Here is a 25,858-nt window from a genome sequence, read left to right on the forward strand (position 1 = left end):
CGCCTTACCTCCATTTCTTGGTTTGAAACGCGCCCTGGGTTTCCTTCTGCCCCTCGGTCAGGGCGACCAGATCGGCCAGATCTGGCTCTCCCCCGGCGCGGATCGAATCGACCGCGCGGCGGAACGCCCGCACCACGCTGCGTACATAGGATTTCGAGCGCTGCCGCCCTTCGATCTTGAAGGCATGCACCCCCGCCGCCATCAGGTCCGGCAGCATCCGCCCGAGGTTAAGGCTGATCGGCTCCTCAAAGGCATAGAACCCCTCGGTCCGGTGCGGCGCGGTATAGCGGCCCTTGCAGATCGTGGGGTAGCCCGCGTTCTCGTCCGGGGCGAAACTGTCGATGGTGAAGCCCGCCAGGCGGCTGCGCATGGATCCATCGGCGGCACGCTCGTAGGTGACATCTGCGGCGGGCGAACAGACCCCGTCCATATTGGTCGACAGCCCAGTCAGCCAGTTGGTCAGGCTGCAGCGGCCCTCGACCATCAGCCCGTGGTTGCCGAAGACGAAGGTCTCGATCTCGCAGGGGATTTCGGACTTGATCTTGCGGATCTCGGGGATCGTCAGGATGCGCGGAAGCACCACCCGCCGGACCCCGAAGTTCTGGCAATAATAGCGGATCGCCTCGGGGCTTGACGCGGCGGCCTGGACCGACAGGTGCAGCCGGGCGCCGGGATGGGTTTCGGCGATATGCCGGGCCACCCCCATATCCGCGACGATGAAGGCGTCGACGCCGCTGCGCATACCGATCGCCGCCGCATCGCGCCACAGGGCGACCTTGCCCGCCGGCGGATATGTGTTCAGCGCCAGCAGCACCCGCGCGCCGCGCGCATGGGCATAGGCGACCGAGGATTGCAGTTCCTCGGGGGTGAAGTTGAGGCCGGGGAAGTTGCGCGCGTTGGTGGCGTCGCGAAAGCCGCAATAGACGGTATCCGCGCCCGCGTCGACCGCGGTGCGCAGGGCGGCGGGGGTGCCGGCGGGGCAGACAAGTTCACCGGCGGTCGAGAAATCCGTGTCCGTCATTTCCGTGTCCGTCATTGTCGTTTGCTCCTGCGCCGCAGCACCGCCAGGATCGCCCGCCCCGGCGGACCGAACAGATCCGCCGTCTCCTGCGCGATCGAGCCGTCGACATCGTCCAGCGCGTTGCGCAGGCTGACCACCGCCTCGGTGTTGCCGGAGATGACCAGATCGCGGGCGAAGAAGGCGGCATCGCCATCGCTTTCGCCATCGACCAGTTCCAACAGCAGGTGGAAACGTCCCTCTATCCGCGCATCATGGTGCGGCAGCCGGTTGCGCGGCACCGCGCGCAGCAGCGGCGCCTTGGGGTCGGGGCGCAGATGCAGCGCGAACGGCAGTTCCGCCGGCACGATCACGAAATCGGCCCGCTGATAGGGCGCGATGCGGGCGAACATGTCCGGATGGTGCCGCGCAATCCGCCGGACCACCCGGTCCAGGATCGGGCGCAGCGCGGCGCAGATCAGCCCCGCCGGCATCAGCCGACGCGGCGGCGCGGGGATCATGTGGGTCTCGGTCATCTTCGCCTCCTCAGTGCAAGGTCTCGAAGCGAGGAAAGAGTTCCTCGTTCTCAAGCCGGATATGTTCCTGAAGATCGGCGATGAACTGGCCCAGCCCGTCATAGAGCGACACCCATGTGCGGCAGGCGTTCTCGGGCAGGGAAAGATCATCGGTCAGCTTCCGGATCGCCGCGATCTCGCCGTCGTGGTCGGCATGATCGGCGCGCATCGCGGCGATCGGCTGCGCGATGCCCTGGCCGCCGCCGCGGCGGATCATCGGGAAAAGGATCAGCTCTTCCTTCTTCATGTGGATTTCCATCGCTCCGGCCAGCCGCGACAGCAGGACGGCCAGGCCCTGCGGCGTCTTGCGCTCGCCGGAATGGACGGTCTCGACCAGATCGGCCTGCCGCGTGAGTTCGGGAAGTTGCTGTCGGTGCCGGTCATGATATCGACTTTCGATATAGCGGGTCAGGGCTGCTGGATCGTCGATCGGCACCTGGGTCGTCATTGTCAGTCTCCTTCAGGGAAAGTCTCGGGTTCTGTCGTCACCCGATGCAGCGAACGGGCGATGCGCTCTGCCCGCTCGATCACATGTGCCGCGCCCCGCGGCGGGCAGGTTTCGGCGGCGGTTTCGCGAAACAGCGCAAGCCAGCGCTCGAAATGAGCCCAGTCGATCGGCAGGCCCATATGCGCCTGCACCGGCGCGCCGTGATAGCGCCCGGTCATCAGCGCGACCGAGGACCAGAAGGCGCACAGCCGTTCGAGATGGGGGCCCCAATCGGTGATCCGCGCCGCGAAGATCGGGCCCAGAACGGCATCCGCGCGAACCTTGGCGTAAAAGCGATGGACCAGGTCGCGCAACACGTCCTCGTCCAACCCGGTCGCAGCCATCAGTTCGGCCGTGGCCTCCGGCCTCTGGCCGGCGGCCGACACGCGCGAATGAGCTGCCAAGGGCATCTGCGACTCCGTCAGTCGGGTCTTGCGAACCGGATTACGGACAGCAATAAGCATTGTAAATACCGGTTGCGTGCGACAGATAGGCAGCTATGCGTCTTACCTCTTTCACCGATTACGGGCTGCGGCTGCTGATGCGGATGGCCAGCGCGCCCGACCGTGCGTTCTCGACCGCCGATTTCGCGGACGAGTTCGGCCTGTCCCGCAACCATCTGACGAAAATCGTCCAGCGCCTCGCGAAGGGCGGTATCCTTTCCACGCGGCGTGGCGGCGGCGGCGGCGCCGTGCTGGCGCGCGCGCCCGGCGATATCCGCCTGGGAGAGATCGTGCGGCTGCTGGAAGAAGGCCAGGCGCTGGTCGAATGCCTCGGCCCGGATGGGGGCGGCTGCGTGATTGACGGCCAGTGCGGCCTCAAGTCCCGGCTGCGTCGCGCCGAACAGGCCTTCATCGCCGAACTCGATCGGTCGACCCTTGCCGATATCGCCCTGCCTGAACGCGCGATGCTGAAGCTGCGATCCTGACGCCGCCCATCCGTGCCGGGCGGAAGTTCGCCAGGCCCGATGCCGATGGAGCGGGGCGGCGGCCTTGGCGGCCGGGATCACGCGCGGGGCGTATCGCGGGGCTGTTTGCGTGGAAGATTTCCCATTATGATGCCGCGCATGAAGACGCTGGACCCGATGGACCGCAAGATCCTGATCGCATTGCAACGCAATGCCGATATCGCGCTGGAGGATCTCGGCGCGATGGTGGGCCTGTCGCGCAACGCGGTCTGGCGCCGGGTCAAGGCGCTAGAGGCCGCCGGGGTGATCCGGTCGCGCGTGGCGCTTCTCGATCCCGACCGGCTGGGGCTGGGGCTGACGGTCTTCATGATGATCCGCACCGACCGTCACGCGCCGGACTGGCTGGCGCGCTTCGCCGAGGCCACGCGCGACATGCCCGAGATCCTGGGCGCCTATCGCATGAGCGGTGACCTAGATTACCTGATCCGCGCCAGGGTGGCGGATGTAAAGGCCTATGACGCGCTTTACCAGCGCCTTGTCGCGCGGGTGGAACTGGCCGATGTCTCGGCCAGCTTCGTCATGGAAGAGATGAAGGAAACGACCGAGCTTCCGCTTTAGCCGCGCCGCTTTCCGGCCCCGATCAGACCTCGTCGACCACCACCAGATCGCGCTCGGACGCGCCTTTGGCGTGGCTCAACGCCTCCTGGTAGCGGGGCGAATTGTAGCAGGCGACGGCATCCTCGACCGAAGCGAAACGCGCCACCACATTGCGCGCCCGGTCGCGGCCCTCCAGCTGCACATGGCGGCCGCCACGCGCCAGGAACACCCCGCCATGGGCCGCGATCGCCTCGGTCGCGATCTTCGCATAGCGGCCATAGGCCTCTTCATCCGTCACATGGACATTCGCGATCCACAGTGCCATCTCAGCCTCCGATCATTGCTTCCACGGCGGCGATCGCCGCTTGCGCCTTCGCCGCGTCCGCGCCGCCGCCCTGGGCCATGTCGGGCCGGCCGCCGCCGCCCTTGCCGCCCAGCACCGGCACCGCGGCGCGCACCATCTCGACGGCCGAGACCCGGCCGGTCAGATCCTCGGTGACGCCCGCCGCCACCGCCGCCTTGCCGCCGGTATCGGCGATCAGCAGCACCGCCCCCGAGCCCAGGCGGTCCTTCAGCGCGTCGATCAGCGCCGGCAGATCCTTGCCCGACACCCCCGAAAGCACCTGGGAAATCAGCTTTACACCGTTGATTTCCTTGGCTTCCGGGCCAATTTCCCCGCCGCCGCCCATGGCCAGTTCTCGCCGCAGCTGCGCCACTTCGTTGGTCAGTGCCCGGCGTTCTTCCAGCAGCGCCTGCACCCGGTCGATCACCTCCGGCCCGCTTGCCTTCAGCGCCGCTTCGACCCCGCTCAGCACCTTGTCGCGGGCCCGCAGCGCCGCCAGCGCGGCCTCACCCGTCAGCGCCTCGATCCGCCGCACCCCGGCCGACGAGGCGCTTTCCGATGTCAGCGCGAATGTGCCGATCTCGCCCAACAGCGCGACATGGGTGCCGCCGCACAGTTCCAGCGAATAGGTCCGCCCGTCGCTGCCCTTGCCCGACTCCTGCATCGTGCCCATCGCGACAACGCGCACCTCGTCGCCGTATTTCTCTCCAAACAGCGCCTGCGCGCCCTGCGCGCGCGCCTCGTCGGGGGTCATGATCCGGGTGGTCACGGCGCCGTTCTGGCGGATCATCGCATTCACTTCGCGCTCGACCTCGGCGATCTCGTCCGCGGTCATCGCCTTGGCATGCGAGAAATCAAAGCGCAGCCGGTCGGGCGCGTTCAGCGATCCGCGCTGCGCGATATGGTCGCCCAGCGTGCGCCGCAGCGCCTCGTTCAGCAAGTGGGTGGCCGAATGGTTCGCCCGGATCGCGCTGCGCCGGGCGTGGTCGACGGCCAGTTCCGCCCCCTGCCCCGCGGCGATGCGGCCCTCGGTCACCTCGGCGAAATGGATGAACACGCCCTGGCTTTTCTTCGTGTCGGTGATCCGCGCCACGCCGGTTTCGGTCTTCAGCAGGCCAGTGTCGCCCACCTGGCCGCCGGCCTCGGCATAGAACGGCGACTGGTTCAGCACGATCTGAATAGCCTGGCCCGCCGCGGCCTCCTTCACCCTGGCGCCGTCCACCACCAGGGCGCCGATCTGGCCCTCGGCGGTTTCGGTGTCATAGCCCAGGAATTCGGTGGCGCCGATCTCCTCGGCGATATCGAACCAGATCGCCGCGTCCTTGGTTTCGCCCGACCCGGCCCAGCTGGCACGCGCCTTGGCCTTCTGCTCGGCCATCGCGGCCTCAAACCCCGCGACATCGACCGCGCGGCCCTGTTCGCGCAGCGCATCTTGGGTCAGGTCCAGCGGGAAGCCGTAGGTATCGTAAAGCTTGAAGGCCACGTCGCCAGGCAGCGGCGCGTCCTCGGCCAGCCGGCCGACTTCATCTTCCAGCAGGCGCAGGCCGCGCGCCAGCGTCTGCTGGAAACGCGTCTCTTCAAGCTTCAGCGTCTCTTCGATCAGCGCCTGCGCGCGGCCAAGTTCCGGATAGGCGGCCGCCATCTGACGCACCAGAGCCGGCACCAGCCTGAACATCACCGGATCCTCCGCGCCCAGCTGATGCGCGTGCCGCATGGCCCGGCGCATGATCCGGCGCAGCACGTTGCCGCGGCCCTCGTTCGCCGGCATCACCCCGTCGGCGATCAGGAACGAGGTCGAGCGCAGATGATCCGCAATCACCCGGTGATGAATACGCCCGGGCCCGTCGGGATCGGTGCTGGTGGCATGGGCCGAGGCCTCGATCAGGCTGCGCATCAGATCGGTGTCGTAATTGTCGTGCTTGCCCTGCAACAGCGCGCCGATCCGTTCCAGCCCCATGCCGGTGTCGATCGATTGCGCGGCAAGGTCGATCATCGAGCCGTCCTCGAACTGCTCGTTCTGCATGAAGACCAGGTTCCAGATCTCGATGAAGCGGTCGCCGTCCTCGTCGGGGCTGCCGGGCGGGCCGCCGGCGACGTGCTCGCCATGGTCGAAGAAGATCTCGGTGCAGGGGCCGCAGGGGCCGGTCGGGCCCATCTGCCAGAAGTTGTCGGAGGTGGCGATGCGGATGATACGCTCATCCGGCAGGCCGGCCACCTTCTTCCAGAGGTCGGCCGCTTCGTCGTCGGTGTGATAGACCGTGACCAGAAGCTTGTCCTTCGGAATGCCGAAATCGCGGGTCAGCAGTTCCCATGCGAAGGGGATCGCGCCTTCCTTGAAATAGTCACCGAAGCTGAAATTCCCCAGCATTTCAAAGAAGGTATGGTGGCGCGCGGTGTAGCCCACGTTGTCCAGGTCGTTATGCTTACCGCCGGCGCGCACGCATTTCTGCGCGGTGGTGGCACGGGTGTAGTCGCGATGCTCGACCCCGGTGAAGACGTTCTTGAACTGCACCATGCCGGAGTTCACGAACATCAACGTCGGGTCGTTGCGCGGCACCAGCGGACTCGACGGTACCACCTCATGTCCATTGCGGGCGAAATAGTCGAGGAAGGTCGAGCGGATATCGTTGAGCGAAGGCATCTGGGCCTCATGATGTGTCAGGTCGAAGACGGGTTTATCCGCGCGGGCGAAACCTGTCCACCGCCGCCTGCGCGTCAGGGCTGCGGACTTGGGCGCCGATCGCCTTGGACCCGGCGCCAAGCTCGCTGCCTGCGCCCCCCGGCGTATTTGGGGAACAATGAAAGCTAAGTCGCCCTCTGTCTTCTTTCTGGTGGAAATATCCCGCGGTGGTCCGGGGGTGTGAAACTACCGGCGCCAAGCCCGCACAGAAAGTCTCAGCCGGCCCCCGGAACGCCCGCCCCCGCGGAACCACCCGCGCCGGAACAAAAGCGACCGGGCGCGGGGCCCGGCCATTCCCGCCTCTGAAGCAGGGCTTACAGGTCGACGACCTCGCCGTCCTCACCGCTCGACATCGTTAGCCCGTGCGTGCTGCGGATCTTCGCCTCGATCTCCTGCGCAATGGCCGGATTCGCCTTCAGGAAGGTCTTGGCGTTCTCGCGCCCCTGGCCGATGCGTTCGTCACCGTAGGAATACCAGGCGCCGGACTTGTCCACGACACCTGCCTTGACGCCCAGATCCAGCACCTCTCCCATTTTCGAGATGCCCTCGCCATACATGATGTCGAATTCCACCTCACGGAACGGCGGCGCCACCTTGTTCTTTACCACCTTCACGCGGGTCGAGTTGCCCGTCACCTCGTCGCGATCCTTGATCGCGCCGGTGCGGCGGATGTCGAGCCGGACAGACGCGTAGAATTTCAGCGCGTTGCCGCCGGTCGTGGTCTCTGGGCTGCCGAACATCACGCCGATCTTCATGCGGATCTGGTTGATGAAGATCACCATGCAGTTCGAGCGTCCGATCGAGGCCGTCAGCTTGCGCATCGCCTGGCTCATCAGCCGCGCCTGCGCGCCCATCTGATGCTCGCCCATATCGCCCTCAAGCTCGGCCTTCGGCGTCAGCGCCGCCACGGAATCGACCACCACCAGGCTGACCGCGCCCGAACGCACCAGCGTATCGACGATCTCCAACGCCTGCTCGCCCGTATCCGGCTGCGAGATCAGCAATTCGTCGAGGTTCACACCCAGCTTGCGCGCATAGATCGGATCCAGCGCATGTTCGGCGTCGACGAAGGCGCAGACGCCGCCCTTCTTCTGCTCTTCGGCCACGCAATGCAGCGTCAGCGTCGTCTTGCCCGAGCTTTCCGGGCCATAGATCTCGATGATCCGGCCCTTGGGCAGCCCGCCGATCCCCAGCGCGATGTCGAGTCCCAGCGAGCCCGTCGAGGTCGCTTCGATCTCGGCCACCGGCTTGTCGCCGCCAAGCTTCATGATCGACCCTTTGCCGAACTGCCGCTCGATCTGCGCCAGCGCCGAATCGAGCGCCTTCTGTTTGTCCATGTCCCGCTTTCCTTCGAAATCGAGGAGGTTTGCCGTCGCCATACGTCCGCTCCTTATTTCACAGCCCGCGCCCTGCGGCAATCATCGGGTTTGTTCATGCCTTGTTCCTTAACTTTATGAGATCAAAACAGGAACAATACAAGGTATTTTTCTTCTGCCCAGCTTTCTCCACTTTCGGTTAATGTAAGGTTACTGCGGACGGTCCGGGCCCGCTGGGAAGACAGAAAAGGCAGCTATGCTGGTATTTTGGGAGCAAAGGCTGGTGTTTCTGGCCACACCAAAGACGGGTTCGACCGCGGTCGAGACGGCACTCGAATCGATGGCAGAGGTGGCCGTCGCGCGCCCGCCGGCGCTGAAACATACCACTCTGGGGCGCTATCGTCGCTTCGTCGGCCCCTGGCTGGAGAAGACGGCCGGCGCCAAGTTCGAGGTCGTCGCCCTGATGCGAGAGCCCATCAGCTGGCTGGGCAGCTGGTACAGGTACCGCGGCCGCGCCGCAATTGACGGGTCGCCACGTTCGACCCAGGGGATGAGCTTCGATGATTTCGTCGCGGCTTATCTGTCGTCACCGGTTCCCGAATGCGCCAGGATCGGCGCGCAGGCACAGTTCCTGGGCGCCGGGCGCGATGACCGCGTCGATCGGGTGTTTCGGTATGAGGCGATCGAAAGCTTTGTCGATTTCCTGGAAACCCGGCTGAACCAGAAGATCGATCTACCCCGGCTCAATGTCTCGCCCCCAGGAGAGACGCCACTTTCCGCGCCCTTGGCCGCGCGCATCAGACAGGAACGGGCAGAGGATTTCACCCTGTACGAATCGCTCGACCGCTGAAGGCGTCAGTGGATCTGCAATTGCACCGTCCGGGTCAGGTCGGTCAGCGAAAACGGCTTTGGCAGGAAGACGGAATTCGGGATCCTCGCCTGGGCATCCGAGAAACTGTCCTCGGCGTAGCCCGAGACGAAGACGACACGCGTATCGGGCCGCTCCTTCAGCGCCTCGCGCACCCAGCTGGGGCCGTCCATCCCCGGCATGATCACGTCGGTGACGAAGACATCCACCGCCAGTTCGGGATCCGACAGCATCTCGAGCGCTTCCTCGGCGCTTTCGGCCTCGAGCACGGTATGGCCGCGCAACCGCAGCGCGCGCGATGCGAAGGCACGCACAGGCGCCTCATCTTCTACCAGAAGGATCACCCCGCCATGCTGATGCAGCACCGGCGTCTCGATCCGGGGAATCGGCGCCGGCGCGGCGACGACCGGATCATGCGCCGGGAAATAGAGGGAGAAGGTCGTCCCCGCCGCGGGCACGGAATCGGCGAAGATGAAGCCACCGGTCTGCTTGACGATGCCATAGGCGGTGGACAGGCCCAGCCCGGTGCCCTCGCCCGTGCGCTTGGTGGTATAGAAGGGCTCGAAAATCTTCGCCAGGGCATCGGGGGCGATACCCATGCCCTCATCGCGGACGCGCACGATCACATAATCGCCGGGCGGCACCGAAGCGCGGTCGCGGTGAAGCTCCTCCTCGAGATGACGGTTCTCTGTCTCGATCCAGATCGCACCGCCCTCGGGCATTGCGTCGCGGGCATTCACCACCAGATTCATCAGCACCTGTTCAAGCTGTCGCTTGTCAGCCCGAACCGGGCGCAGCCCCTCGTCATGGCTAAGGTTCAGCGTCACCTTTTCGCCCACCAGGCGGTTGAGCAGATGGGTCAGATCCGACAGCGCCTCGCGCAGGTCGACGACCTCGGGCTTGAGCGTCTGCTTGCGCGAGAAGGCCAGAAGCTGGCCGACAAGGCTGGCCGCGCGGTTGGCGTTCTGGTGCACCTGCACCAGATCACCGTAATCGGGATCCCCCTTTTCGTGGCGCAGCAGCAGCAGATCGCAATGGCCCGAAATCGCTGTCAGCAGATTGTTGAAATCATGCGCGACACCGCCGGCCAGCTGGCCGATCGCCTGCATCTTCTGGCTTTGGACGAATTGCGCCTCAAGCGTCTTCAACTCGGTCGCGTCATTGAGCACCGCGATCACGCCCGGACGCCCGCCCTCGACCATCCGGCGCAGCGCGACCTGAAGAAAGCGCTCTTCCTCCGCGCGGGTGACGCGCAGAACCTCGGAATGATTGGCGCCGCGCCCCGCCAGCACGTCATCGACCCAATCCGCGACCGGCCGGCCCAGCCCGTCGACCAGATCGGCGAAGCCGGCCTCTTCTGCCCCGGACAGCCCCAGCAGATCCCGCGCCAGCCGGTTCGCGCCCCAAAGCCGCCCGTCCGAGGCGATCCGGCCCACCGCAACCGGCAGATCCTCAAGCCCCAGATTGCCCGGATTGCGCGCCTCGGCCGTGCTGGGCAGCAGGTAGATCTCGCGCCGCTCTCCAGGTCCCTCGACCTCGGCGACGATGGCACGCAGCGGGCCCTCGACGCCCGAAACCTCGGCCTCCTCGCCCGATTGCAGCGGTAGCCGCGCAAAGACCCTGTCCAACGTCTTGGGACGCGTGCCCAGGATGCGCCGCAGCGCCTCGTTCATAAACAATATCGTGCCGCTCTTCGATGCGATCAGCATCGGCAGGTTCAGGGCCTCGGCCCCGCGCGCGACGCCCAGCTTGTCAAACATCTCCTCCAACCGCCACAGGAAGCGACGTTCGGCGATGCGGTGGACCGACAGGCGCACATGGCCGCGGCGGGTCACCACATCCTCGCGCGCATGCCCCATGACCGCGGCCTTCGATTGCAGCCTATAGAGCACCGCGGAAGGGTTGGCGAAGAGATCGCCCAGCGCACGCACCATGGTTTGCCCACCCTGGGCACCGAAACGTGCCTCGGACGCGTGGTTCTGGAAATCGACCTGGCCTTCGGAATCGGTGCCGAACGTCGGCGCGACATCGTCGGCGACGATCGCCATCACCTGGGCGCGCATCCGCGCCCGGCCCACGTCATGGCGCAGCACCAGCAGACGGATCGCCGCGGCAGTGAGCACCAGCGTGACGCCCACAGCCTGGAAGCTGCTGCGCACCATCACCTCGCCCGAAAGTGCGCTGGCAGCCGCGAAGCCCGCCGCCAGAACCAGCAATAGCACCATCCGCGGCCGCAACGTCAAAGCCGTACGGGTCAGGGCGTCGGCAGCGGTCTGGGACGCAGCGGTCTGGGACAAGGTGTCCTCCTTAAGGATTCGTTTCCCCATCATTCCGCGCAAAAAACCTTAATCCCTGCTTAATAATGGCACAATTTTTGGTGCGCGCCGGCCATGAACCGGGCCGCACAGAGTCGCGCAAAGGTTGATTGAAATGCAGACTTACCTTCGCGTCAAGAGAGCAAGGTAGAAGCCGTCGCCGCCTTCGAGCGGGGTAAAGCGGCGCTGGAAGCTGCAGCGCCAATCCGGATGGGCAGCCAGGAAGGCCTTGATCCGGGCGCCGTTCTCGGCCTCGATCACAGAGCATGTCGCATAGGCAAGGCAGCCGCCCGGAGCAACGTAAGACATTGTCTTGTCAAGGACTTCGGACTGGATTTCTTGCAGATCGCGCAGCCGCTCCGGGGTCAGGCGCCACTTGGCCTCCGGGGCGCGGCGCCAGGCCCCCGAGCCCGAGCACGGCACGTCCAGAAGCACCAGGTCATAGGGTCCCCGGGCCGCCGCCTCGGGGCCGGTCAGCAGCTGCACCTCGGTGCCGGCGCGGGCGGCGCGGGCCGGCAGATCGCGCATCCTTCCCGGGTCGGCGTCATGCGCGAAAAGCTGCTGACGGGCGCGGGCGGCCAGCGCCAGCACCTTGCCCCCGCCACCGGCGCAATAATCCAGAACCCGTTGCCCGGGTCGCACCGGAAGCGCCGCGACCAGGGCCTGCGAGGCCGCGTCCTGCAATTCAACCAGGCCATCGCGATAGGCCTGTGCGTTGCGGATCCTGCGTTCGTTCCCGGTCACTTCCAACGCCGTCTCGGCCAGCGGCGCCGGGCGTGTCGCGATGCCCTCGGCCGCCAGGCTGGCCTGCGCCGCGGCCCGATCGCCGCGCGCCGTGTTGACACGCAGATACACTGGTGCGCGGTCGCGCAGCGCCTGCATCACGGGGGCGAAATCGGCACCCAGGCTGGCTTGCAGCTGCGGCGCCAGCCAGTCGGGACAATCAAGCGCCACCGTCCCTTCCAACGCCACCGGGCGGGCCAGATGGGCGGTTTCCTGCGCGCTGAGCGGCGCGGGCGCATGGGCCTCGCCGGTGAACAGCGCGGCGGGATCGGTTCCCGCCTCGCGCAGGGCACCCAGAATCAGGGCACGGCCGCTTTCGCCGCCACCCAGCGCGGCATGAGAGTGGCGCCGACGCAGCGCGGTGAAGACCAGATCGCGCACCGCCGCGCGGTCGCCGGACCCCGCGAAACGGCTGGCGCGCGCCCATTGCGTCAGCGCCTGTTCGGCATTGCCGCCCGCCGCCACGCGATCAAGCACATCCATCGCGGCCGACAGCCGCGCCGCCGGGGTCATCGGCCGCGATCCGACATGAGGAACGACGCCCAAGGCATTGCGATATATGTCGGATCAGCCAATACGGTAGTTCGGGCTTTCCCGGGTGATCTGGACGTCATGCACATGGCTTTCCTTCAGCCCGGCACCGGTGATACGGACGAATTTGCAATTCTTGCGCATCTCGTCGACGGTGGCGCAGCCGGTATAGCCCATGGCGGCGCGCAGCCCCCCCACCAGTTGATGGATCACCGCACCCGCGGCCCCCTTGTAGGGCACCTGGCCCTCGATCCCCTCGGGCACCAGCTTGTCCGAGGCCGCGTCCTTCTGGAAGTAACGGTCGGCCGAACCGCGCGCCATCGCGCCCAGGCTGCCCATGCCGCGATAGAACTTGTAGCTGCGGCCCTGGTACAGGATCACCTCGCCGGGGCTCTCATCGGTGCCGGCAATGGCCGAGCCGACCATGGCGCAAGAGGCCCCCGCCGCGATCGCCTTGGCAAAATCGCCCGACAGCTTGATGCCGCCATCGGCGATGATCGGCGTGTCGCCCGCGGCGCCGGCGGTATCCATGATCGCGGTCAGCTGCGGCACGCCCACGCCCGCGACCATCCGCGTGGTGCAGATAGATCCCGGCCCGATCCCCACCTTCACCGCGTCGGCACCGGCGCCGATCAGGGCGCGCGTGGCCTCGGCCGTGGCGACGTTGCCGGCCACCACCTGGATCTCGTTCGACAAAGTCTTCACCCGTTCGACGGCGCGCGCCACGCCCTCGGAATGGCCATGCGCGGTGTCGATCACGATCAGATCGCAGCCGGCGTCGACCAGCGCCTGGCTGCGCTCGAACCCGGCGTCGCCCACGGTGGTCGCGGCGGCGACGCGCAGCCGGCCAAGATGATCCTTGCAGGCCTGCGGGTTCAGCACCGCCATCTCGGCGTCCTTCAGCGTCAGAAGGCCGGTCAGCTTGCCCTGGCCATCGGTCACCAGAAGCTTCTCGATCCGGCGCGCCTTCATCAGGCTGCGGGCCTCGTCGCGGTCGGCCGGCTCGGTCAGGATCGCCAGATTGTCCGAGGTCATCATCACCCGCACCGGGGTGCGGTCGTCGCTGGCAAAGCGCATGTCGCGGTTGGTGACGATGCCGACGACACGGCCGTCCGGATCGACCACCGGAAAGCCGGTGACGTTGTAGCGCGCGGCCAGTTCCTTGGCGTCGGCCAGGGTCTGGTCGGGGGTCAGGGTGATCGGGTTGTAGACGATGCCGCTCTCGAACCGCTTGACGCGGCGCACCTCGTCGGCCTGCTGCTCGACGCCAAGGTTGCGATGGATTACGCCCAGCCCCCCGGCCTGCGCCATGGCAATCGCCATGCGCGCTTCGGTCACCGTGTCCATCGCCGAGGACAGCAGCGGAATGTTCATCCGGATCTGCCGGGTGACATGGGTCGAGGTGTCGGCGGTCGAAGGCAGCACCGAGGAGGCGGCCGGAACCAGCAGAACGTCATCGAAGGTAAGCGCCTCGCGAATCTCCATGGGTCTCTCCTGGACGGGTTCGTTTGGCGGTTCCCTATTTCATGGGCCGGCCGGAATGAAAAGACCAAATGGCCCGCGCACGACAATCAGGTGGCAAGGCAAGGCGGCCCGCCATCAAGAACGCGGCGCCCCCCCCCCTGCACCGGCCGGAACCGCTGGCACCGAGGGTTTCATACCCCCGCCCCACCGGTGGGACAGCTTCACCGGAAAGAAGCGGCCATCTGCTTTCATTGTTCTGCAAATACGCCGGGGGTGCAGGGGGCAGAGCCCCCGCCGCCGCGTTCAGCCATCCACATCGCGGCGGTGGAACAGCCGGTCGGGGCCGATCTCTTCCAGGGTCTGGCGACCGGCCTCGGTGCCGAAATGCTGGTTCTGGCTCAGGCCGGGGAAACGCTCGCGCACCTCGGCGGCCAGGTCGTCGGGCAGATGCGTCAGGGTCGCGTCGTTGACCATCAGGCTCTCGGCCGGGATGCCCTCGGCATAGATGATCTCATGGCGGTCGAACACCAGGCTGAGGTAGTCGACAAAGCCGCCCTCACGCAGGAAGACGCGATCGCCATCCACCAGATGCTTGGCCTGGACCAGCAGTTCGGCGGTGCCGGAACGGCCCGCGCGGTCGCGCTGGTAAAGGAACATGCGATGATGCTGACCGACGATCAGATCGCCGGCATTGCCCAAGGTCCCGGCGGTGATGACCACCGGCGCGAACGCCCCCACCGCGCGCAGCGTCGCCCGTCCGGCCCAGCGCAGCGGCTGCGCGCCATGGTCGCGCGTCAGTACCCGCATCCCCGGCTCTAGCGACTCGATCGGCACCTGGCGGCCGTCGGCCAGTGCGATGCGGGTGCCGCGCGCAAACGAAATGCAGACGATATCGGCAAGCCGCGCCTCGCCCGGGTCGGCGTCCGAGCGGATCAGCGTATAATCGGTGCGCGGCGACATCGGGCTGAGCGGCAGCGCATAGGCTTCGGACAGCGCCGTGCGCCCCCGGCCACGGTGACGCAGCATCAAGATCTCGACCCGGTCGCCATCGGGCGCCATCAGCGTCAGCCGCGACGAAAGGGTCACCGGATCGCCCGGCGCCCCGACGCCCGATCCGGCGGTCACCGTCAACCCGCGCCCAGCCCTTGCGGCCTCGGGCTGAAGATAGAGGCGCAGCGACTCTGCCTCCGGGTCCAGGTGATAGACATCGCCTTCGCAGACCTCGTCGACATCGCCGATGGCATCGCCCAGATTGGCGCCCGACTGCACGAAGATGTCGTCGGCGCGAAACACATGGCAGGCGTAATGCGGCGGCGGTGTCGCCGCCTGCCCCGCCGCGCCCGCCGCGCCGCCCGCCGTTCCGTCGCCCTCGTCCATGCGTCCTGCCCTATCCCGCGAGAGGGTTCTAAAGATCGATTGTCGTTGCGGCAAGCCGGCGACTTCGTGCCCGGCGGTGGCTGCGCCGCACGACAAGCCCGCAAGGCGCGACACCACACAGGCGACCGCAACCGCCTGGGACCCGTCCGCCCCCCTCCCGCCTCCGATTGGCCGGCGATGTTCACGATCCTACGGCCCTGGGGGCATTCGCGGTGCCGGGTGGTCTTTCCCGCCCCGCGCCGCGATGCTAGAGCTGCGCAAAACGGGAGAGAAGCACATGGATATGGGAATTCGCGGCAAACGGGCGCTGGTCTGCGCCTCGTCGAAGGGGCTGGGGCGCGGCTGTGCCGAGGCGCTGGCGGCCGAAGGGGTCGATCTGATCCTGAATGCGCGCGGCGCCGAGGCGCTGGAGGCCACGGCCGAAGAGATCCGCAGCACGTTCGGCGTGAACGTCACCGCGGTCGCCGCCGACATCACCACCGAGGACGGCCGCACGAAGGTGCTGGAGGCGGCCGGTGACGTGGACATCCTGGTCACCAATGCCGGCGGCCCGCCGCCCGGCATGTGGACCGACTGGAGCCGCGAGGATTTCATCAAGGCGCTGGACGCCAACATGCTGACCCCGATCGCGCTGATGCAGGCCTGCCTGCCGAAGATGATGGAAAAGGGCTGGGGGCGCGTGGTCAACATCACCTCGCAATCGGTGAAGGCGCCGATCGCGGTGCTGGGGCTGTCGAATTCGGCCCGCGCCGGGCTGACCGGCTTTGTCGCCGGCACGGCGCGCCAGGTCGCGGGAAAGGGCGTGACGATCAACAACCTGCTGCCCGGCATCCATGCCACCGACCGCGCCGACGCGCTGGATGGCGGCGCCGCCAAGCAGCAGGGCATCAGCCTGGACGAGGCCCGCGCCAAGCGCGCCGCCACAGTGCCCGTCGGCCGCTACGGCACGGCGCAGGAATTCGGCGCCACCTGCGCCTTCCTGTGTTCGGCCCATGGCGGCTATATCGTGGGGCAGAACATCCTGCTTGACGGCGGTGCGATGAACGCGACGCTGTGAGGCGCCGCGTCAGCTATGTCAGTCACCCGGAGGTCACCATCGACCCGGCGCTTCCGGTGCCCGACTGGCGCCTAAGCCCGCAGGGCCGCGCGCGGGCCGCCGCGCTTGGCGCCTCGGGCTGGTGCCGGGGGCCGGTGCGGCTGATCGCAAGCCCCGAGCGCAAGGCGCAGGAAACCGCCGCGTTGCTGGCCGGGGTGGCCGCCTTTGAAACCCACCCCGAAATGGCCGAGATCGACCGCAGTGCGACAGGCTATGTGCCGCGTGAACGCCACGAGGCCCTGGCGGATGCCCTGCTTGCCCGGCCCGATGAAAGTGCCGCGGGCTGGGAAACCGCGCGTGCGGCGCAGGCCCGCATCCTGGCGGCCTATCGCCAGATCGCGTCCTGGCCCGGGGACACGTCGGCCCATCTGATCCTTGTCGGCCATGGCGGCGTGGGCACCCTGCTGTGGTGCGCGCTGACCGGGCGGCCGATCGCCCGAGCCGAGGACCAGCCCGGCGGCGGCCATGTCTGGGCGTTCGATCCCGGCCGTGGCCGCGCGATCCACCCCTGGCGGCGGTTCGAGGATCTGGGGCCGACCCGGCCCTGATTCGAATCAATACCCGAATCACCCAAAGAATCACCCCCGATCGGGCGATTCGGGCTTTGATCTTCGGCGCAGAGCCAATAAATGAATGCGATAGGTTCAAAAGGCGCGGCCCCCGGATGGCCGCGAGAGGGAGAGAAAATGCTCAACAATATCGGCGTTCCCGGCCTTCTGCTGATCGCTGTCGTCGTGCTCGTGCTGTTCGGGCGCGGCAAGGTTTCAAACCTGATGGGCGAGGTCGGCAAGGGAATCACGGCCTTCAAGAAGGGCATGGGCGAAGGCGAGAAGGAGCTTGAGAAAGACGCAAGCACCCAGGCGCGCGACGTCACCCCCGAGAAGGAAAAGGACAAGGTCTAGGCGCGGCCGGCTGCGAAACGGCGGGGCCGTTCAGGGCTTTGCGGCATAGGCGAAGGCAGGCGGGTTAGGCATGTTCGATATCGGCGGGTCCGAACTTCTGGTGATCGGCGTCGTGGCATTGATCGTGGTGGGTCCGAAGGACCTGCCCAAGATGTTCCATGCGCTCGGTCAATTCACCGCGAAGGCACGGCAGATGGCGCGCGAATTTCAGCGCGCGATGGAAAACGCGGCGGAAGAGGCCGGGGCCGGCGATATCGCCAATGACCTCAAGTCTTTGAATTCCATGCGAAACCTTGGCTCCAACGCTTTGTCGGAGGCAAGCAAGCGGCTGGGCACCTGGGACGAGAACAAGCGTTCCAGCGGCGACGGGCTTCAGCCCGACCCCGAAGCGCCCGCCCCGGCCGAGGTGCCCGGCGCCGCCGAAGGGATCAACCCCGACATAGCCCCCCCCGGCGCCGAAGCCGGCCCCGCCACGCAGGAACTGGCCCGCAAGCGCAAGGCCCAGGCCGAGGCGCGTGCCACGGCCGCCGCCGAGGCGAAGGCAGGCGGCAGCGCCAAGCCCAAGACGGCGCGCGCGAAATCCACCAAGACAGCCGCCGCCAAGACGGCGGGCAAATCCGCCACGGCCAAGACCACCGCAGCCAAGACCGGCACGACCAAGACCGCGACCGCCAAGAGCAGTGCCAAGGCGGGCGGTACCAAGACCGCGTCCAAGGCGACGACCGGGACCACCGGCCCCGCCGACGGCAAGACGGCCGGCAAACCGGCGGCCGGGACGGCCAAGACCGCCGCCAGATCGCCTCGGGGCACGAAGACAGCGGCTTCCAAGACGGCGGCTACGAAGACGGCGGCCGCGAAGACGGACGCCTCCAACCGGGGTGACGCATGACCACCGACGAGATCGACGACAGCAGCGCCCCGCTTCTGGAGCATCTGGCCGAACTTCGCACGCGCCTGATCTATTCGGTGATGGCCTTCATCGCCGGGGTGGTGATCTGCTACACCGTCGCCAACCCGATCTTCAACTTCCTCACCCGCCCGATCTGCGTGGCGCTGGCCGATCGCGGCCAGGATTGCAGCCTGACGATGATCAAGCTGCAGGAAGGCTTCTTCGTCGCCATTCGGATTTCGGCTCTGGGCGGCTTCGTGCTGGCCTTCCCGGTGATTTCCTACCAGCTTTGGCGTTTCGTGGCGCCGGGCCTTTACAAGAACGAACGCGGCGCCTTCCTGCCCTTCCTGCTGGCCTCGCCCGCGATGTTCCTGGCTGGCGCGGCCTTCGCCTATTACGTCATCCTGCCGATGGCCTTCAGCTTCTTCCTGAGCTTCCAGCAGGGCGCGCCCCAACCGATGAGCGGCAATACCGCCCAGCCCGCAAATACCGCGGCTGACCACACCGGCCATATGCTGGAAACCGCGGGCATTACCTTTCATGGCTCGATCGCCGAATATCTGGCCCTGACGACCAAGTTCATCGTGGCCTTCGGGCTGTGTTTCCAGTTGCCGGTGCTGCTGACGCTGATGGGCAAGGCCGGCCTGGTCACCGCCGAGGGGCTGGGCAGCGTGCGCAAGTACGCCGTCGTCGCCATCCTGATCCTCGCCGCGGTCATCACGCCCCCCGACGTGGTCAGCCAGGTGATCCTGTTCACCGTGATCTACGGCCTTTACGAAGTGTCGATCTTCCTGGTCCGTCGGGTCCAGAAGAAGCGCGAGGAAGAACTGCGCGAACAGGGCCTGTGGTTCGACGACGACGACGAAGCCCCCGCCGCCGACCCGGCATCGACCGAGGTGGCCAAGGCCGACGGCGACGCGACCGATGAAACGCCCGCCCGCGGCCGCCGCAACCGCGCCCCGCGCGACGACGCAGACGACTGGGAATGACGGGTTTGGCTGACGCGGCTTCGCGCGATCCGCTGCTTCGCATCGCCGAGGCGCTGGAGCGTATCAGCCCCCCGCCCGGCGGCGTGCCGCCCTTCGCGGCGGCGGATGCCTTCGTCTGGCATGTCGCCCCCGACCGGCTGGCGCCGGTGCCGCGGGTCAGCCGGGTCGATATCGGCCTGCTGGTCGGGGTCGACCGTTCGCGCGACACGCTGCTGGAAAACACCCGGCAGTTCGCCCGCGGCCATGCCGCCAACAACGCCCTGCTGTGGGGCGCGCGCGGCATGGGCAAATCAAGCCTGGTGAAAGCGATCCATGCCCAGGTGGTGGCCGAGGGCCTGGCGCTGAAGATCGTCGAGATCCAGCGCGAGGATCTGCCCTCGGTGGCGCGGCTTCTGAACCTGTTGCGCGACAGCCGCGAGCGCTTCGTTCTGTTTTGCGACGATCTGTCGTTTTCCCACGACGACCAGCATTACAAATCGCTCAAGGCGGTGCTGGACGGCGGCATCGAGGGCCGGCCCGACAACGTGATCTTCTACGCCACCTCGAACCGGCGCCACCTGATGCCGCGCGACATGATCGAGAACGAGCGGTCATCGGCCATCAGCCCGTCGGAGGCGACGGAAGAGAAAGTATCGCTGTCGGATCGTTTCGGGCTGTGGCTGGGCTTTCATCCCTGTAGCCAGGACGAATATCTCGACATGATCCGCGGCTATTGCGCAGCCTACGGGATCGAGATCGACGCGGACAGGCTGCGCGCCGAGGCAATCGAATGGCAAGCGACGCGCGGCGCCCGCTCGGGTCGGGTCGCCTGGCAGTATTTCACCGATCTGGCCGGACGCCGGGGCGTGGCGGTCTAGGCCGCCAAGGCCGGGCGAGGCCGGGTTCCTCCGGCTTGCGGGCGGATACGGCCGGCGGCGACGTGGGGGCGTGTCCGGGTCGGTCGCCGGGTGGTCAGAAATAGGGATCGGCGCTCAGCCGCTGCGATATCCACCAGATGTTGCCCGAGGGGTCGCGAACGCCCCCCCTGCCGGTCGCCATAGGGCATGTCGTCGACATCCATGATCCGTTCGGCCCCGGCGCCCTCGGCCCGCGCCATCGCTGCATCGGCGTCCTCGACGTAAAGATAAAGCGCGGCGCGGCTGGGCGGGAAATCGCGCGAGGCGTCGCTGACCATGATCGTCGTCGAACCGAACCGCAGCTGGCAATTGGCGATCCGCCCGTCGGGCGCCATGCTGCGGCCAAGTTCCCGGACCCCGAAGGCCGCTTCGAGAAAGCGCACATAATCTTCGGCCGCCTCGGCGAAGATATAGGGCGTCACCACCCCGAACCCCTTGGGCACATGCATCGGCGGCCTCCCTCTGACACGACAAGGCTGAACCCGCCGCCGGCCGAAATCAATGACAAAGACGGTCTCGGGATCCGGGGAAGGCACCGGGGCCATGGCCGACCCGACCCTGGCGGGCCCCACTCCCCCACCCGAACCAGCGCGGTAAAGCTCATATCGCCCGGGCTGCGGTCCCGGATTCCTGTTGCCCCTGGCGGGCGGGATTGGATAGAGGGACAGGAACGGCAACGGATCATGACCGCCTCGCCGCATGGCGACCTTCCCCGCGAAGGGCCAAACGGTGGCGGCCGGGTCGCGGATTCGAAAGGCGCACAATGGCCAAGGTTCTGGCGATCGGCACATTCCCCGAACAAGAACGCGCGGCGCTGCAAGAGGCTTTCGCGACCGCGTTTCTGGAAGATCCCGCCGAACTGGCCGATCTGCCGGCAGAGACGCGCGCACAGGTCGCGGCGGTGGCGTTGCGCACGGTCGCGGCGATCGGCGGCGCGGCGATGGACCTGCTGCCCCAACTGGGGCTGATCGCCAGCTACGGCGTGGGCTACGACCAGATCGACCTGGTCGCCGCCACCGCGCGCGGCGTCGCGGTGACCAACACGCCCGACGTGCTGAACGATGACGTGGCCGATCTGGCCGTCGCGATGCTCTTGATGCAGGGTCGGCGGATGGAGGCCGCGTCGGCCTGGATGCGCGCCGGCAGATGGGCCTCGGACGGGCCCTTCGCGTTGAACCGCAGGGTCTCGGGCGGGCGCGCGGGGATCCTGGGGCTGGGCCGGATCGGGCGCGAGATCGCCGACCGGCTGGCGGCCTTCAAGATGCAGATCCACTATCATTCGCGCCACGAGAAACAGACCCCGGGCTGGACCTATCATGCCGATCCGGTGGCGCTGGCGGCGGCGGTCGATTTCCTGTTCGTCGCGGTGGTGGGCGGCGCCGAGACGGAGGGGCTTGTCTCGGCCGAGGTGATCGCGGCGCTGGGCGCGCGCGGGGTCTTGATCAACATCGCGCGGGGTTCGGTGGTGGACGAGGCGGCGCTGCTTGACGCACTGGAGGCCGGGCGACTGGGCGGCGCCGGGCTTGATGTCTTCCGCAACGAGCCGGTGATCGACCCGCGCTTTTACGCGCTGCCCAATGTCGTGCTGCAACCCCATCAGGCCTCGGCCACGGTCGAGACGCGCGGCGCCATGGCCCGCCTGCAGCGCGACAACCTGGCCGCCTACCTGGCCGGCACGCCACTGCCGACCCCGGTGGCCTGAGGCCTAAAGGATCACCCGGTGTTCGGCCTGCCCCCGGGCCGCGACCCGCAGGCGGTAGGTCAGGCCATCCGCGGGGGTGGGCGCGGCCATGTGCTGGCGCGCGCTGGTCAGGTAAAGCGTGCCGGGCGCGCCGAAGGCCGGGCAGGTGGGGCGATTGGCCGGGACGGATATGCTTTGCACCTCTTGTCCGTCGGGGGCATGGCAGGTCAGCTTGCCCTTGCCGTAATGGGCGCACCACAACCGGCCATCGGCATCGACGACGGCACCGTCGGGGCGATGGGTCTTCGACGCAAGCTCCACGAACAGTTCGGGCTCTGCGCGGGGCCAGCCCTGCGCGTCCAGCGCCTGGCGCCAGATCCGGCCCCTGGGCGTGTCGGTGAAATAGGCATGGCCCCCGTCGGGGCTGAAGCTGATGGCGTTGGGGACATGGATCGGCGCGTAGAGCTGGCGAAGCTCTCCCCGATAGTAGCGGTAGATCGCCCCGGCGTCGGGGACGGCGGTGATGCTCATCGTGCCGATCCAGAAGCCGCCCTGCGGATCGGCCCGGCCGTCGTTCGAACGCGTCGCGGGATTGTCGGCCTCCAGCGGGCAAAGCACCTCTTCGGTGCCGCTTTCCAGATCGAAAAGCACCAACGCCCGGGCCTTCGCCACCAGCAGACGATCCCCATCGACCCAGCCGGCGGCCGAGACGTAATCGTCGAATTGCCACATCCGGCGCTGATCCGGCGCGGCCTCTGGCCCCTTGGCATAAAGCCGGTGGGCGTTGATGTCGAACCAGAACAATTGCCGGCGCTCGGGATGCCAGAGCGGCCCCTCGCCCAGCGAACAGGCCGTGTCGTCGAAGATCTCGATCATGAAGGCTTCCTCCTGTTGTACCGTCCGCGCCCGATTTGCACCCCAGTGGCGGGGGCTCTGCCCCCTGCACCCCCGGAGTATTTCCCCCAAGGAGAATGAGGATCGTTTCCAGGGGAGGCAAGGCCCCGCCAGAGCAGTTTGGCCGGGGCGGCCGATCGGTGGAAGAATTGCGCTTTCATGGGCGCGGGGTTTGCGCAGGTGCCAAAGCGGGGCGGCCGACCGGGTTCGAGATCATCCGCCGGTCATTGGGCCAAGCGCGGCGGGCCCGCTTGCGGCGCCCGGCGACGACGCCTATATAAGTTCCGTTCCCAACCGGGGACTATGGACATAAACGCGCTCGTAATAAGCGGATCGGACCCGGGGGCGGTACCCGGCGGCTCCACCAGAAACCCTTCGTTGGGGGCGAATGGGGCCGAAACAGGATCGACGAACGTCTAAAGGGGTTTGCTTTGTCCCGGTGAGCTACCACCGTTATCGGTGCGCAAAGTACAGTTGCCAACGACAACCGTGCTCCGATGGCTCTGGCTGCGTAAGCAGTTCGAGTGATCGAAACTTAAGCCCTTGCGCCTAGCCGCGTAAGGCGGGGTTCGCAGGCACCTGGCAACAGAAGCCTGCACTTTCCTCACATATCGCCGATACAGGCAACCTCACCGCGCCTGGCCCTTCCGCCGCCGGTACGCGCCGCTGCGGGTCGCAAGGGCGCTGGGTCATGGGCGCGGACCCCATCAGGCGCCGCTTTTGCGCCCCACGTGAAAGGCCGCCCCGCCCCTGCCCCGCGCACCGGCGGAAATCCCCCGCCCCGCCCCCCTTTTCTTCGCCCCCGAATCCCCTATGCTGAGCCGAAGTTGCCAGAGGGGACCGGGCGATGTCGCGCTCCATCGACTATGGAAATCTGATGCACCGGGCGATGCGATCGCTGATTCAAGAGGTGCTTGAGGACATCGCCGCGCACGGCTTGCCCGGCGCGCATCACTTCTTCATCACCTTCGATACCCGCCAGGATGGTGTCGAGATCGCGGATTGGCTGCGCGAACGCTACCCGACCGAGATGACCATCGTCATCCAGCACTGGTACGAGAATCTCGAAGTCACCGACGAGGGCTTCTCGATCACGCTCAATTTCGGCAACCAGCCCGAACCCCTGGTCGTGCCCTTCGACGCGGTTCGCACCTTCGTCGACCCCTCGGTCGAATTCGGCCTGCGCTTCGAGACCAATGATCAGGACGACGAGGACGACGACCCAGAGGCCGGCATGGTCGAAGACGCCGCAGAGGCCGAGACCCCGCACAAGGATGCCGACGTCGTCAGCCTCGACAGCTTCCGCAAATAGGCCCGCGCGCAGCCAGAAGACCGGCTGCCGGAGGGGCGCGGCCAGCGCTAGTATACCTTGGCATACTGATTGATTTCCGCCCTCGCCGGGTCTAAGACAGCGCCAAATCCCGCAAGGAGAGGCCCGAGATGACCGAGACCCGCACCGAGACCGACAGCTTCGGCCCGCTTGAAGTGCCCGCCGACAAGTATTGGGGCGCGCAGACCCAGCGTTCGCTGATCAACTTCCCGATCGGTTGGGAACGACAGCCCGTGCCGATCATCCGCGCGCTTGGGGTGATCAAGAAGGCCTGCGCCCAGGCCAACCTGGAGATGGGCACGATCGAGCAGAAGACCGGCGAGGCGATCGTGGCTGCCGCCTCGGAGGTGATCGAGGGCAAGTTCGACGACAACTTCCCGCTGGTGGTATGGCAGACGGGATCGGGCACGCAATCTAACATGAACGCCAACGAGGTGATCAGCAATCGCGCGATCGAGATGCTGGGCGGGGTAATGGGATCGAAGGATCCCGTGCATCCCAACGACCATGTGAACATGGGGCAGTCGTCGAACGACACCTTCCCGACGGCGATGCATGTGGCGATCGCGATGCAGGCGCGCGACGGGCTGCTGCCGGGGCTGAAGAAGCTGCATGCGGCGCTGACGGCCAAATCCGAGGCCTTCAAGGACATCATCAAGATCGGCCGCACCCATACCCAGGACGCGACGCCGCTGACGCTGGGCCAGGAATTCTCGGGCTATGCCAAGCAGGTCGAGAACGGCATCAAGCGCATCGAGATGTGCCTGCCCGCGATCTACGAACTGGCCCAGGGCGGCACCGCGGTGGGCACCGGGCTGAACACCCGCAAGGGCTGGGCCGAGAAGGTCGCGGCCAACATGGCCGAGATCACCGGCCTGCCCTTCGTCACCGCGCCGAACAAGTTCGAGGCGCTGGCCGCGCATGACGCGATGGTGATGTTCTCGGGCGCGCTGAAGACGGTGGCCGCCAGCCTGTTCAAGATCGCCAATGACATCCGCTTTCTCGGCTCGGGACCGCGTTCGGGGCTGGGAGAGTTGATCCTGCCGGAGAATGAGCCCGGATCGTCGATCATGCCGGGCAAGGTGAACCCGACCCAGGCCGAGGCGCTGACCATGGTCTGCGCCCATGTCATGGGCAACGACGCGGCGGTGGGCTTTGCCGGCAGTCAGGGGCATTTCGAGCTGAACGTCTTCAACCCGATGATGAGCTACAACGTGCTGCAATCCATGCAGTTGCTGGGCGACTCGGCCAGCGCCTTCACCGACAACATGGTGGTGGGCATCGAGGCCAACAAGCCGCGCATCGAGAAGCTGATGAAGGAAAGCCTGATGCTGGTGACGGCGCTGGCGCCGACGATCGGCTACGACAACGCCACCAAGGTGGCCAAGACCGCCCACAAGAACGGCACCACCCTGCGCGAGGAGGCGGTGAACCTGGGCTTCGTCGACGAGGCGACCTTCGACCGGATCGTCCGGCCCGAGGACATGGTCGGACCGAAGGACTGATGGCCGAGCCCGTCAACCTCAACAAGGCGCGCAAGGCCCGGGCCCGGGCCGAGAAGCGCGCGCAGGCTGACGGGAACGCGGTGAAATTCGGCCGCACGAAGGCCGAGAAGAAGATCGACAAGGCACGGGCCGAAAAGGCCCGTGCCACGCTCGACGCACACAAGCGGGCCACGACCGAGGACGGCGCATGAGCGGGCGGCCGGTGAAACGCTCGCTGACCCTGCGCGGGCACCGCACGAGCGTTTCGCTGGAGGATGAATTCTGGCAGGCCTTTCGCGCCATTTCTGCGGAAAAGAGCATTCCAATCAATGTTCTGGCGGCAGAAATTGATGCGACACGCGACGTCGATACCGGCCTCGCCTCGGCGATCCGGGTGTTCGTGCTGAACCACTACCGGGGTTAACTGCGTGTTTACCTTGATCGTAACCGCGCGATT

Annotated in this window: 27 protein-coding genes and 1 other RNA gene; 15 read left to right on the forward strand and 13 right to left on the reverse strand. The window is 66.9% G+C overall.

Features of this window, described 5'->3' with window-relative positions; translation table 11 throughout:
• Positions 1 to 4: 4 nt before the first annotated feature.
• From ubiU to BLV97_RS01985, 4 genes are read right to left on the reverse strand one after another with little or no spacing between them, the layout of a single operon-like run.
• A complete protein-coding gene (ubiU, locus tag BLV97_RS01970; RefSeq protein WP_244520944.1) occupies positions 5 to 1,036 on the reverse strand; it encodes a ubiquinone anaerobic biosynthesis protein UbiU in 1,032 nt (343 codons plus the stop codon).
• On the reverse strand, positions 1,033 to 1,533 hold the full coding sequence (ubiT, locus tag BLV97_RS01975) for a ubiquinone anaerobic biosynthesis accessory factor UbiT (RefSeq protein ID WP_051645929.1): 501 nt from the start codon (positions 1,531 to 1,533) through the stop codon (positions 1,033 to 1,035). Before ubiT ends, ubiU begins: the two co-directional genes overlap by 4 nt.
• 10 nt (positions 1,534 to 1,543) lie before the next feature.
• Entirely contained in the window at positions 1,544 to 2,020 is a 477-nt protein-coding gene (locus BLV97_RS01980) for a hemerythrin domain-containing protein (protein ID WP_035840174.1), read from the reverse strand.
• A 2-nt stretch (positions 2,021 to 2,022) separates the two neighbouring features.
• Positions 2,023 to 2,469, reverse strand: coding sequence for a group III truncated hemoglobin (locus BLV97_RS01985; RefSeq protein WP_051645930.1), 447 nt, complete (start codon positions 2,467 to 2,469; stop codon positions 2,023 to 2,025).
• Positions 2,470 to 2,558: 89 nt separating this feature from the next.
• Between BLV97_RS01985 and BLV97_RS01990 the strand changes: the two genes are divergently transcribed.
• Both BLV97_RS01990 and BLV97_RS01995 read left to right on the forward strand, forming a co-directional pair.
• On the forward strand, positions 2,559 to 2,987 hold the full coding sequence (locus tag BLV97_RS01990) for an RrF2 family transcriptional regulator (RefSeq protein WP_035840176.1): 429 nt from the start codon (positions 2,559 to 2,561) through the stop codon (positions 2,985 to 2,987).
• Between the two features lie 138 nt (positions 2,988 to 3,125).
• Positions 3,126 to 3,584 carry an Lrp/AsnC family transcriptional regulator gene (locus BLV97_RS01995; RefSeq protein WP_092163944.1) on the forward strand — a complete coding sequence of 153 codons (459 nt, stop codon included), beginning with the start codon at positions 3,126 to 3,128 and terminating at the stop codon, positions 3,582 to 3,584.
• A gap of 22 nt (positions 3,585 to 3,606) precedes the next feature.
• On the opposite strand, the gene BLV97_RS02000 is transcribed toward BLV97_RS01995, so the two are convergent.
• The 3 genes from BLV97_RS02000 to recA all read right to left on the reverse strand — a co-directional run bounded on the left by BLV97_RS02000 (position 3,607) and on the right by recA (position 7,965).
• Positions 3,607 to 3,888: a DUF1330 domain-containing protein gene (locus BLV97_RS02000; protein ID WP_035840180.1), complete on the reverse strand. Its 282-nt coding sequence runs from the start codon at positions 3,886 to 3,888 to the stop codon at positions 3,607 to 3,609.
• Position 3,889: 1 nt separating this feature from the next.
• Positions 3,890 to 6,547, reverse strand: a complete 2,658-nt coding sequence (alaS, locus tag BLV97_RS02005) for an alanine--tRNA ligase (RefSeq protein WP_035840186.1) — start codon at positions 6,545 to 6,547, stop codon at positions 3,890 to 3,892.
• Positions 6,548 to 6,900: 353 nt separating this feature from the next.
• Positions 6,901 to 7,965: a recombinase RecA gene (gene recA, locus BLV97_RS02010; protein ID WP_035840192.1), complete on the reverse strand. Its 1,065-nt coding sequence runs from the start codon at positions 7,963 to 7,965 to the stop codon at positions 6,901 to 6,903.
• A 193-nt stretch (positions 7,966 to 8,158) separates the two neighbouring features.
• On the opposite strand from recA, the gene BLV97_RS02015 reads away from it, so the two are divergent.
• On the forward strand, positions 8,159 to 8,752 hold the full coding sequence (locus BLV97_RS02015) for a hypothetical protein (protein WP_035840195.1): 594 nt from the start codon (positions 8,159 to 8,161) through the stop codon (positions 8,750 to 8,752).
• A 5-nt stretch (positions 8,753 to 8,757) separates the two neighbouring features.
• On the opposite strand, the gene BLV97_RS02020 is transcribed toward BLV97_RS02015, so the two are convergent.
• From BLV97_RS02020 to BLV97_RS02035, 4 genes are all read right to left on the reverse strand, one after another.
• Positions 8,758 to 10,995, reverse strand: coding sequence for an ATP-binding protein (locus BLV97_RS02020; protein ID WP_176992628.1), 2,238 nt, complete (start codon positions 10,993 to 10,995; stop codon positions 8,758 to 8,760).
• 213 nt (positions 10,996 to 11,208) lie between these two features.
• Positions 11,209 to 12,381: an RsmB/NOP family class I SAM-dependent RNA methyltransferase gene (locus tag BLV97_RS02025; RefSeq protein ID WP_035840199.1), complete on the reverse strand. Its 1,173-nt coding sequence runs from the start codon at positions 12,379 to 12,381 to the stop codon at positions 11,209 to 11,211.
• Positions 12,382 to 12,435: 54 nt separating this feature from the next.
• A complete protein-coding gene (gene guaB / locus BLV97_RS02030; RefSeq protein WP_035840203.1) occupies positions 12,436 to 13,884 on the reverse strand; it encodes an IMP dehydrogenase in 1,449 nt (482 codons plus the stop codon).
• Positions 13,885 to 14,166: 282 nt separating this feature from the next.
• Complete coding sequence (locus tag BLV97_RS02035) at positions 14,167 to 15,240, reverse strand: Hint domain-containing protein (protein ID WP_081824958.1); 1,074 nt, start codon at positions 15,238 to 15,240, stop codon at positions 14,167 to 14,169.
• Between the two features lie 277 nt (positions 15,241 to 15,517).
• On the opposite strand from BLV97_RS02035, the gene BLV97_RS02040 reads away from it, so the two are divergent.
• From BLV97_RS02040 to BLV97_RS02065, 6 genes are all read left to right on the forward strand, one after another.
• Positions 15,518 to 16,297: an SDR family oxidoreductase gene (locus BLV97_RS02040; RefSeq protein WP_035840206.1), complete on the forward strand. Its 780-nt coding sequence runs from the start codon at positions 15,518 to 15,520 to the stop codon at positions 16,295 to 16,297.
• Positions 16,294 to 16,884: a histidine phosphatase family protein gene (locus BLV97_RS02045; RefSeq protein WP_035840209.1), complete on the forward strand. Its 591-nt coding sequence runs from the start codon at positions 16,294 to 16,296 to the stop codon at positions 16,882 to 16,884. Before BLV97_RS02040 ends, BLV97_RS02045 begins: the two co-directional genes overlap by 4 nt.
• 138 nt (positions 16,885 to 17,022) lie before the next feature.
• Entirely contained in the window at positions 17,023 to 17,238 is a 216-nt protein-coding gene (tatA, locus tag BLV97_RS02050; protein ID WP_035840212.1) for a twin-arginine translocase TatA/TatE family subunit, read from the forward strand.
• Between the two features lie 70 nt (positions 17,239 to 17,308).
• On the forward strand, positions 17,309 to 18,127 hold the full coding sequence (gene tatB / locus BLV97_RS21395) for a Sec-independent protein translocase protein TatB (protein WP_051645931.1): 819 nt from the start codon (positions 17,309 to 17,311) through the stop codon (positions 18,125 to 18,127).
• A complete protein-coding gene (gene tatC, locus BLV97_RS02060; protein ID WP_081824959.1) occupies positions 18,124 to 19,116 on the forward strand; it encodes a twin-arginine translocase subunit TatC in 993 nt (330 codons plus the stop codon). Before tatB ends, tatC begins: the two co-directional genes overlap by 4 nt.
• Positions 19,113 to 19,973 (forward strand): ATP-binding protein, encoded by an 861-nt coding sequence (locus BLV97_RS02065; RefSeq protein WP_035840215.1) that lies wholly within the window; start codon positions 19,113 to 19,115, stop codon positions 19,971 to 19,973. The genes tatC and BLV97_RS02065 overlap by 4 nt, the downstream gene beginning before the upstream one ends.
• On the opposite strand, the gene BLV97_RS02070 is transcribed toward BLV97_RS02065, so the two are convergent.
• Positions 19,970 to 20,461: a VOC family protein gene (locus BLV97_RS02070; RefSeq protein ID WP_210184754.1), complete on the reverse strand. Its 492-nt coding sequence runs from the start codon at positions 20,459 to 20,461 to the stop codon at positions 19,970 to 19,972. The genes BLV97_RS02065 and BLV97_RS02070 overlap by 4 nt on opposite strands.
• 314 nt (positions 20,462 to 20,775) lie before the next feature.
• On the opposite strand from BLV97_RS02070, the gene BLV97_RS02075 reads away from it, so the two are divergent.
• Positions 20,776 to 21,714 (forward strand): 2-hydroxyacid dehydrogenase, encoded by a 939-nt coding sequence (locus BLV97_RS02075; RefSeq protein ID WP_035840217.1) that lies wholly within the window; start codon positions 20,776 to 20,778, stop codon positions 21,712 to 21,714.
• A gap of 3 nt (positions 21,715 to 21,717) precedes the next feature.
• Here BLV97_RS02075 and BLV97_RS02080 read toward each other — a convergent pair whose 3' ends face one another.
• Positions 21,718 to 22,569, reverse strand: coding sequence for an SMP-30/gluconolactonase/LRE family protein (locus tag BLV97_RS02080; RefSeq protein ID WP_035840218.1), 852 nt, complete (start codon positions 22,567 to 22,569; stop codon positions 21,718 to 21,720).
• A 265-nt stretch (positions 22,570 to 22,834) separates the two neighbouring features.
• Between BLV97_RS02080 and ssrA the strand changes: the two genes are divergently transcribed.
• The 5 genes from ssrA (at position 22,835) to BLV97_RS02105 (ending at position 25,825) form a co-directional block, all read left to right on the forward strand.
• Positions 22,835 to 23,187: a transfer-messenger RNA gene (gene ssrA / locus BLV97_RS02085) on the forward strand.
• 247 nt (positions 23,188 to 23,434) lie between these two features.
• Positions 23,435 to 23,899: an SspB family protein gene (locus tag BLV97_RS02090; RefSeq protein ID WP_035840220.1), complete on the forward strand. Its 465-nt coding sequence runs from the start codon at positions 23,435 to 23,437 to the stop codon at positions 23,897 to 23,899.
• A gap of 128 nt (positions 23,900 to 24,027) precedes the next feature.
• Positions 24,028 to 25,422, forward strand: a complete 1,395-nt coding sequence (gene fumC / locus BLV97_RS02095; protein WP_035840222.1) for a class II fumarate hydratase — start codon at positions 24,028 to 24,030, stop codon at positions 25,420 to 25,422.
• Positions 25,422 to 25,613, forward strand: a complete 192-nt coding sequence (locus BLV97_RS02100; RefSeq protein WP_035840224.1) for a DUF4169 family protein — start codon at positions 25,422 to 25,424, stop codon at positions 25,611 to 25,613. Before fumC ends, BLV97_RS02100 begins: the two co-directional genes overlap by 1 nt.
• Positions 25,610 to 25,825 (forward strand): ribbon-helix-helix domain-containing protein, encoded by a 216-nt coding sequence (locus BLV97_RS02105; protein WP_035840226.1) that lies wholly within the window; start codon positions 25,610 to 25,612, stop codon positions 25,823 to 25,825. Before BLV97_RS02100 ends, BLV97_RS02105 begins: the two co-directional genes overlap by 4 nt.
• The last annotated feature ends 33 nt before the right edge of the window (positions 25,826 to 25,858 follow it).

It is taken from the genome of Allgaiera indica, assembly GCF_900106675.1.
Lineage (GTDB): Bacteria > Pseudomonadota > Alphaproteobacteria > Rhodobacterales > Rhodobacteraceae > Acidimangrovimonas > Acidimangrovimonas indica.

What these genes read in the sequence shown, in the direction of transcription:
- BLV97_RS02015 (WP_035840195.1), top strand. Translation starts at nt 8,159, where the DNA reads ATGCTGGTATTTTGGGAGCAAAGGCTGGTGTTTCTGGCCACACCAAAG.
- BLV97_RS02020 (WP_176992628.1), bottom strand. Translation starts at nt 10,995, where the DNA reads ATGGTGCTATTGCTGGTTCTGGCGGCGGGCTTCGCGGCTGCCAGCGCA.
- fumC (WP_035840222.1), top strand. Translation starts at nt 24,028, where the DNA reads ATGACCGAGACCCGCACCGAGACCGACAGCTTCGGCCCGCTTGAAGTG.
- BLV97_RS02075 (WP_035840217.1), top strand. Translation starts at nt 20,776, where the DNA reads ATGGCCAAGGTTCTGGCGATCGGCACATTCCCCGAACAAGAACGCGCG.
- guaB (WP_035840203.1), bottom strand. Translation starts at nt 13,884, where the DNA reads ATGGAGATTCGCGAGGCGCTTACCTTCGATGACGTTCTGCTGGTTCCG.
- BLV97_RS02000 (WP_035840180.1), bottom strand. Translation starts at nt 3,888, where the DNA reads ATGGCACTGTGGATCGCGAATGTCCATGTGACGGATGAAGAGGCCTAT.
- BLV97_RS02100 (WP_035840224.1), top strand. Translation starts at nt 25,422, where the DNA reads ATGGCCGAGCCCGTCAACCTCAACAAGGCGCGCAAGGCCCGGGCCCGG.
- tatA (WP_035840212.1), top strand. Translation starts at nt 17,023, where the DNA reads ATGCTCAACAATATCGGCGTTCCCGGCCTTCTGCTGATCGCTGTCGTC.
- BLV97_RS01980 (WP_035840174.1), bottom strand. Translation starts at nt 2,020, where the DNA reads ATGACGACCCAGGTGCCGATCGACGATCCAGCAGCCCTGACCCGCTAT.
- BLV97_RS01995 (WP_092163944.1), top strand. Translation starts at nt 3,126, where the DNA reads ATGAAGACGCTGGACCCGATGGACCGCAAGATCCTGATCGCATTGCAA.
- BLV97_RS02080 (WP_035840218.1), bottom strand. Translation starts at nt 22,569, where the DNA reads ATGATCGAGATCTTCGACGACACGGCCTGTTCGCTGGGCGAGGGGCCG.
- recA (WP_035840192.1), bottom strand. Translation starts at nt 7,965, where the DNA reads ATGGCGACGGCAAACCTCCTCGATTTCGAAGGAAAGCGGGACATGGAC.
- BLV97_RS02070 (WP_210184754.1), bottom strand. Translation starts at nt 20,461, where the DNA reads ATGCATGTGCCCAAGGGGTTCGGGGTGGTGACGCCCTATATCTTCGCC.
- BLV97_RS02040 (WP_035840206.1), top strand. Translation starts at nt 15,518, where the DNA reads ATGGATATGGGAATTCGCGGCAAACGGGCGCTGGTCTGCGCCTCGTCG.
- tatC (WP_081824959.1), top strand. Translation starts at nt 18,124, where the DNA reads ATGACCACCGACGAGATCGACGACAGCAGCGCCCCGCTTCTGGAGCAT.
- BLV97_RS02035 (WP_081824958.1), bottom strand. Translation starts at nt 15,240, where the DNA reads ATGGACGAGGGCGACGGAACGGCGGGCGGCGCGGCGGGCGCGGCGGGG.
- BLV97_RS01990 (WP_035840176.1), top strand. Translation starts at nt 2,559, where the DNA reads ATGCGTCTTACCTCTTTCACCGATTACGGGCTGCGGCTGCTGATGCGG.
- BLV97_RS01985 (WP_051645930.1), bottom strand. Translation starts at nt 2,469, where the DNA reads ATGCCCTTGGCAGCTCATTCGCGCGTGTCGGCCGCCGGCCAGAGGCCG.
- BLV97_RS02090 (WP_035840220.1), top strand. Translation starts at nt 23,435, where the DNA reads ATGTCGCGCTCCATCGACTATGGAAATCTGATGCACCGGGCGATGCGA.
- ubiT (WP_051645929.1), bottom strand. Translation starts at nt 1,533, where the DNA reads ATGACCGAGACCCACATGATCCCCGCGCCGCCGCGTCGGCTGATGCCG.
- BLV97_RS02025 (WP_035840199.1), bottom strand. Translation starts at nt 12,381, where the DNA reads ATGACCCCGGCGGCGCGGCTGTCGGCCGCGATGGATGTGCTTGATCGC.
- ubiU (WP_244520944.1), bottom strand. Translation starts at nt 1,036, where the DNA reads ATGACGGACACGGAAATGACGGACACGGATTTCTCGACCGCCGGTGAA.
- tatB (WP_051645931.1), top strand. Translation starts at nt 17,309, where the DNA reads ATGTTCGATATCGGCGGGTCCGAACTTCTGGTGATCGGCGTCGTGGCA.
- BLV97_RS02065 (WP_035840215.1), top strand. Translation starts at nt 19,113, where the DNA reads ATGACGGGTTTGGCTGACGCGGCTTCGCGCGATCCGCTGCTTCGCATC.
- BLV97_RS02105 (WP_035840226.1), top strand. Translation starts at nt 25,610, where the DNA reads ATGAGCGGGCGGCCGGTGAAACGCTCGCTGACCCTGCGCGGGCACCGC.
- alaS (WP_035840186.1), bottom strand. Translation starts at nt 6,547, where the DNA reads ATGCCTTCGCTCAACGATATCCGCTCGACCTTCCTCGACTATTTCGCC.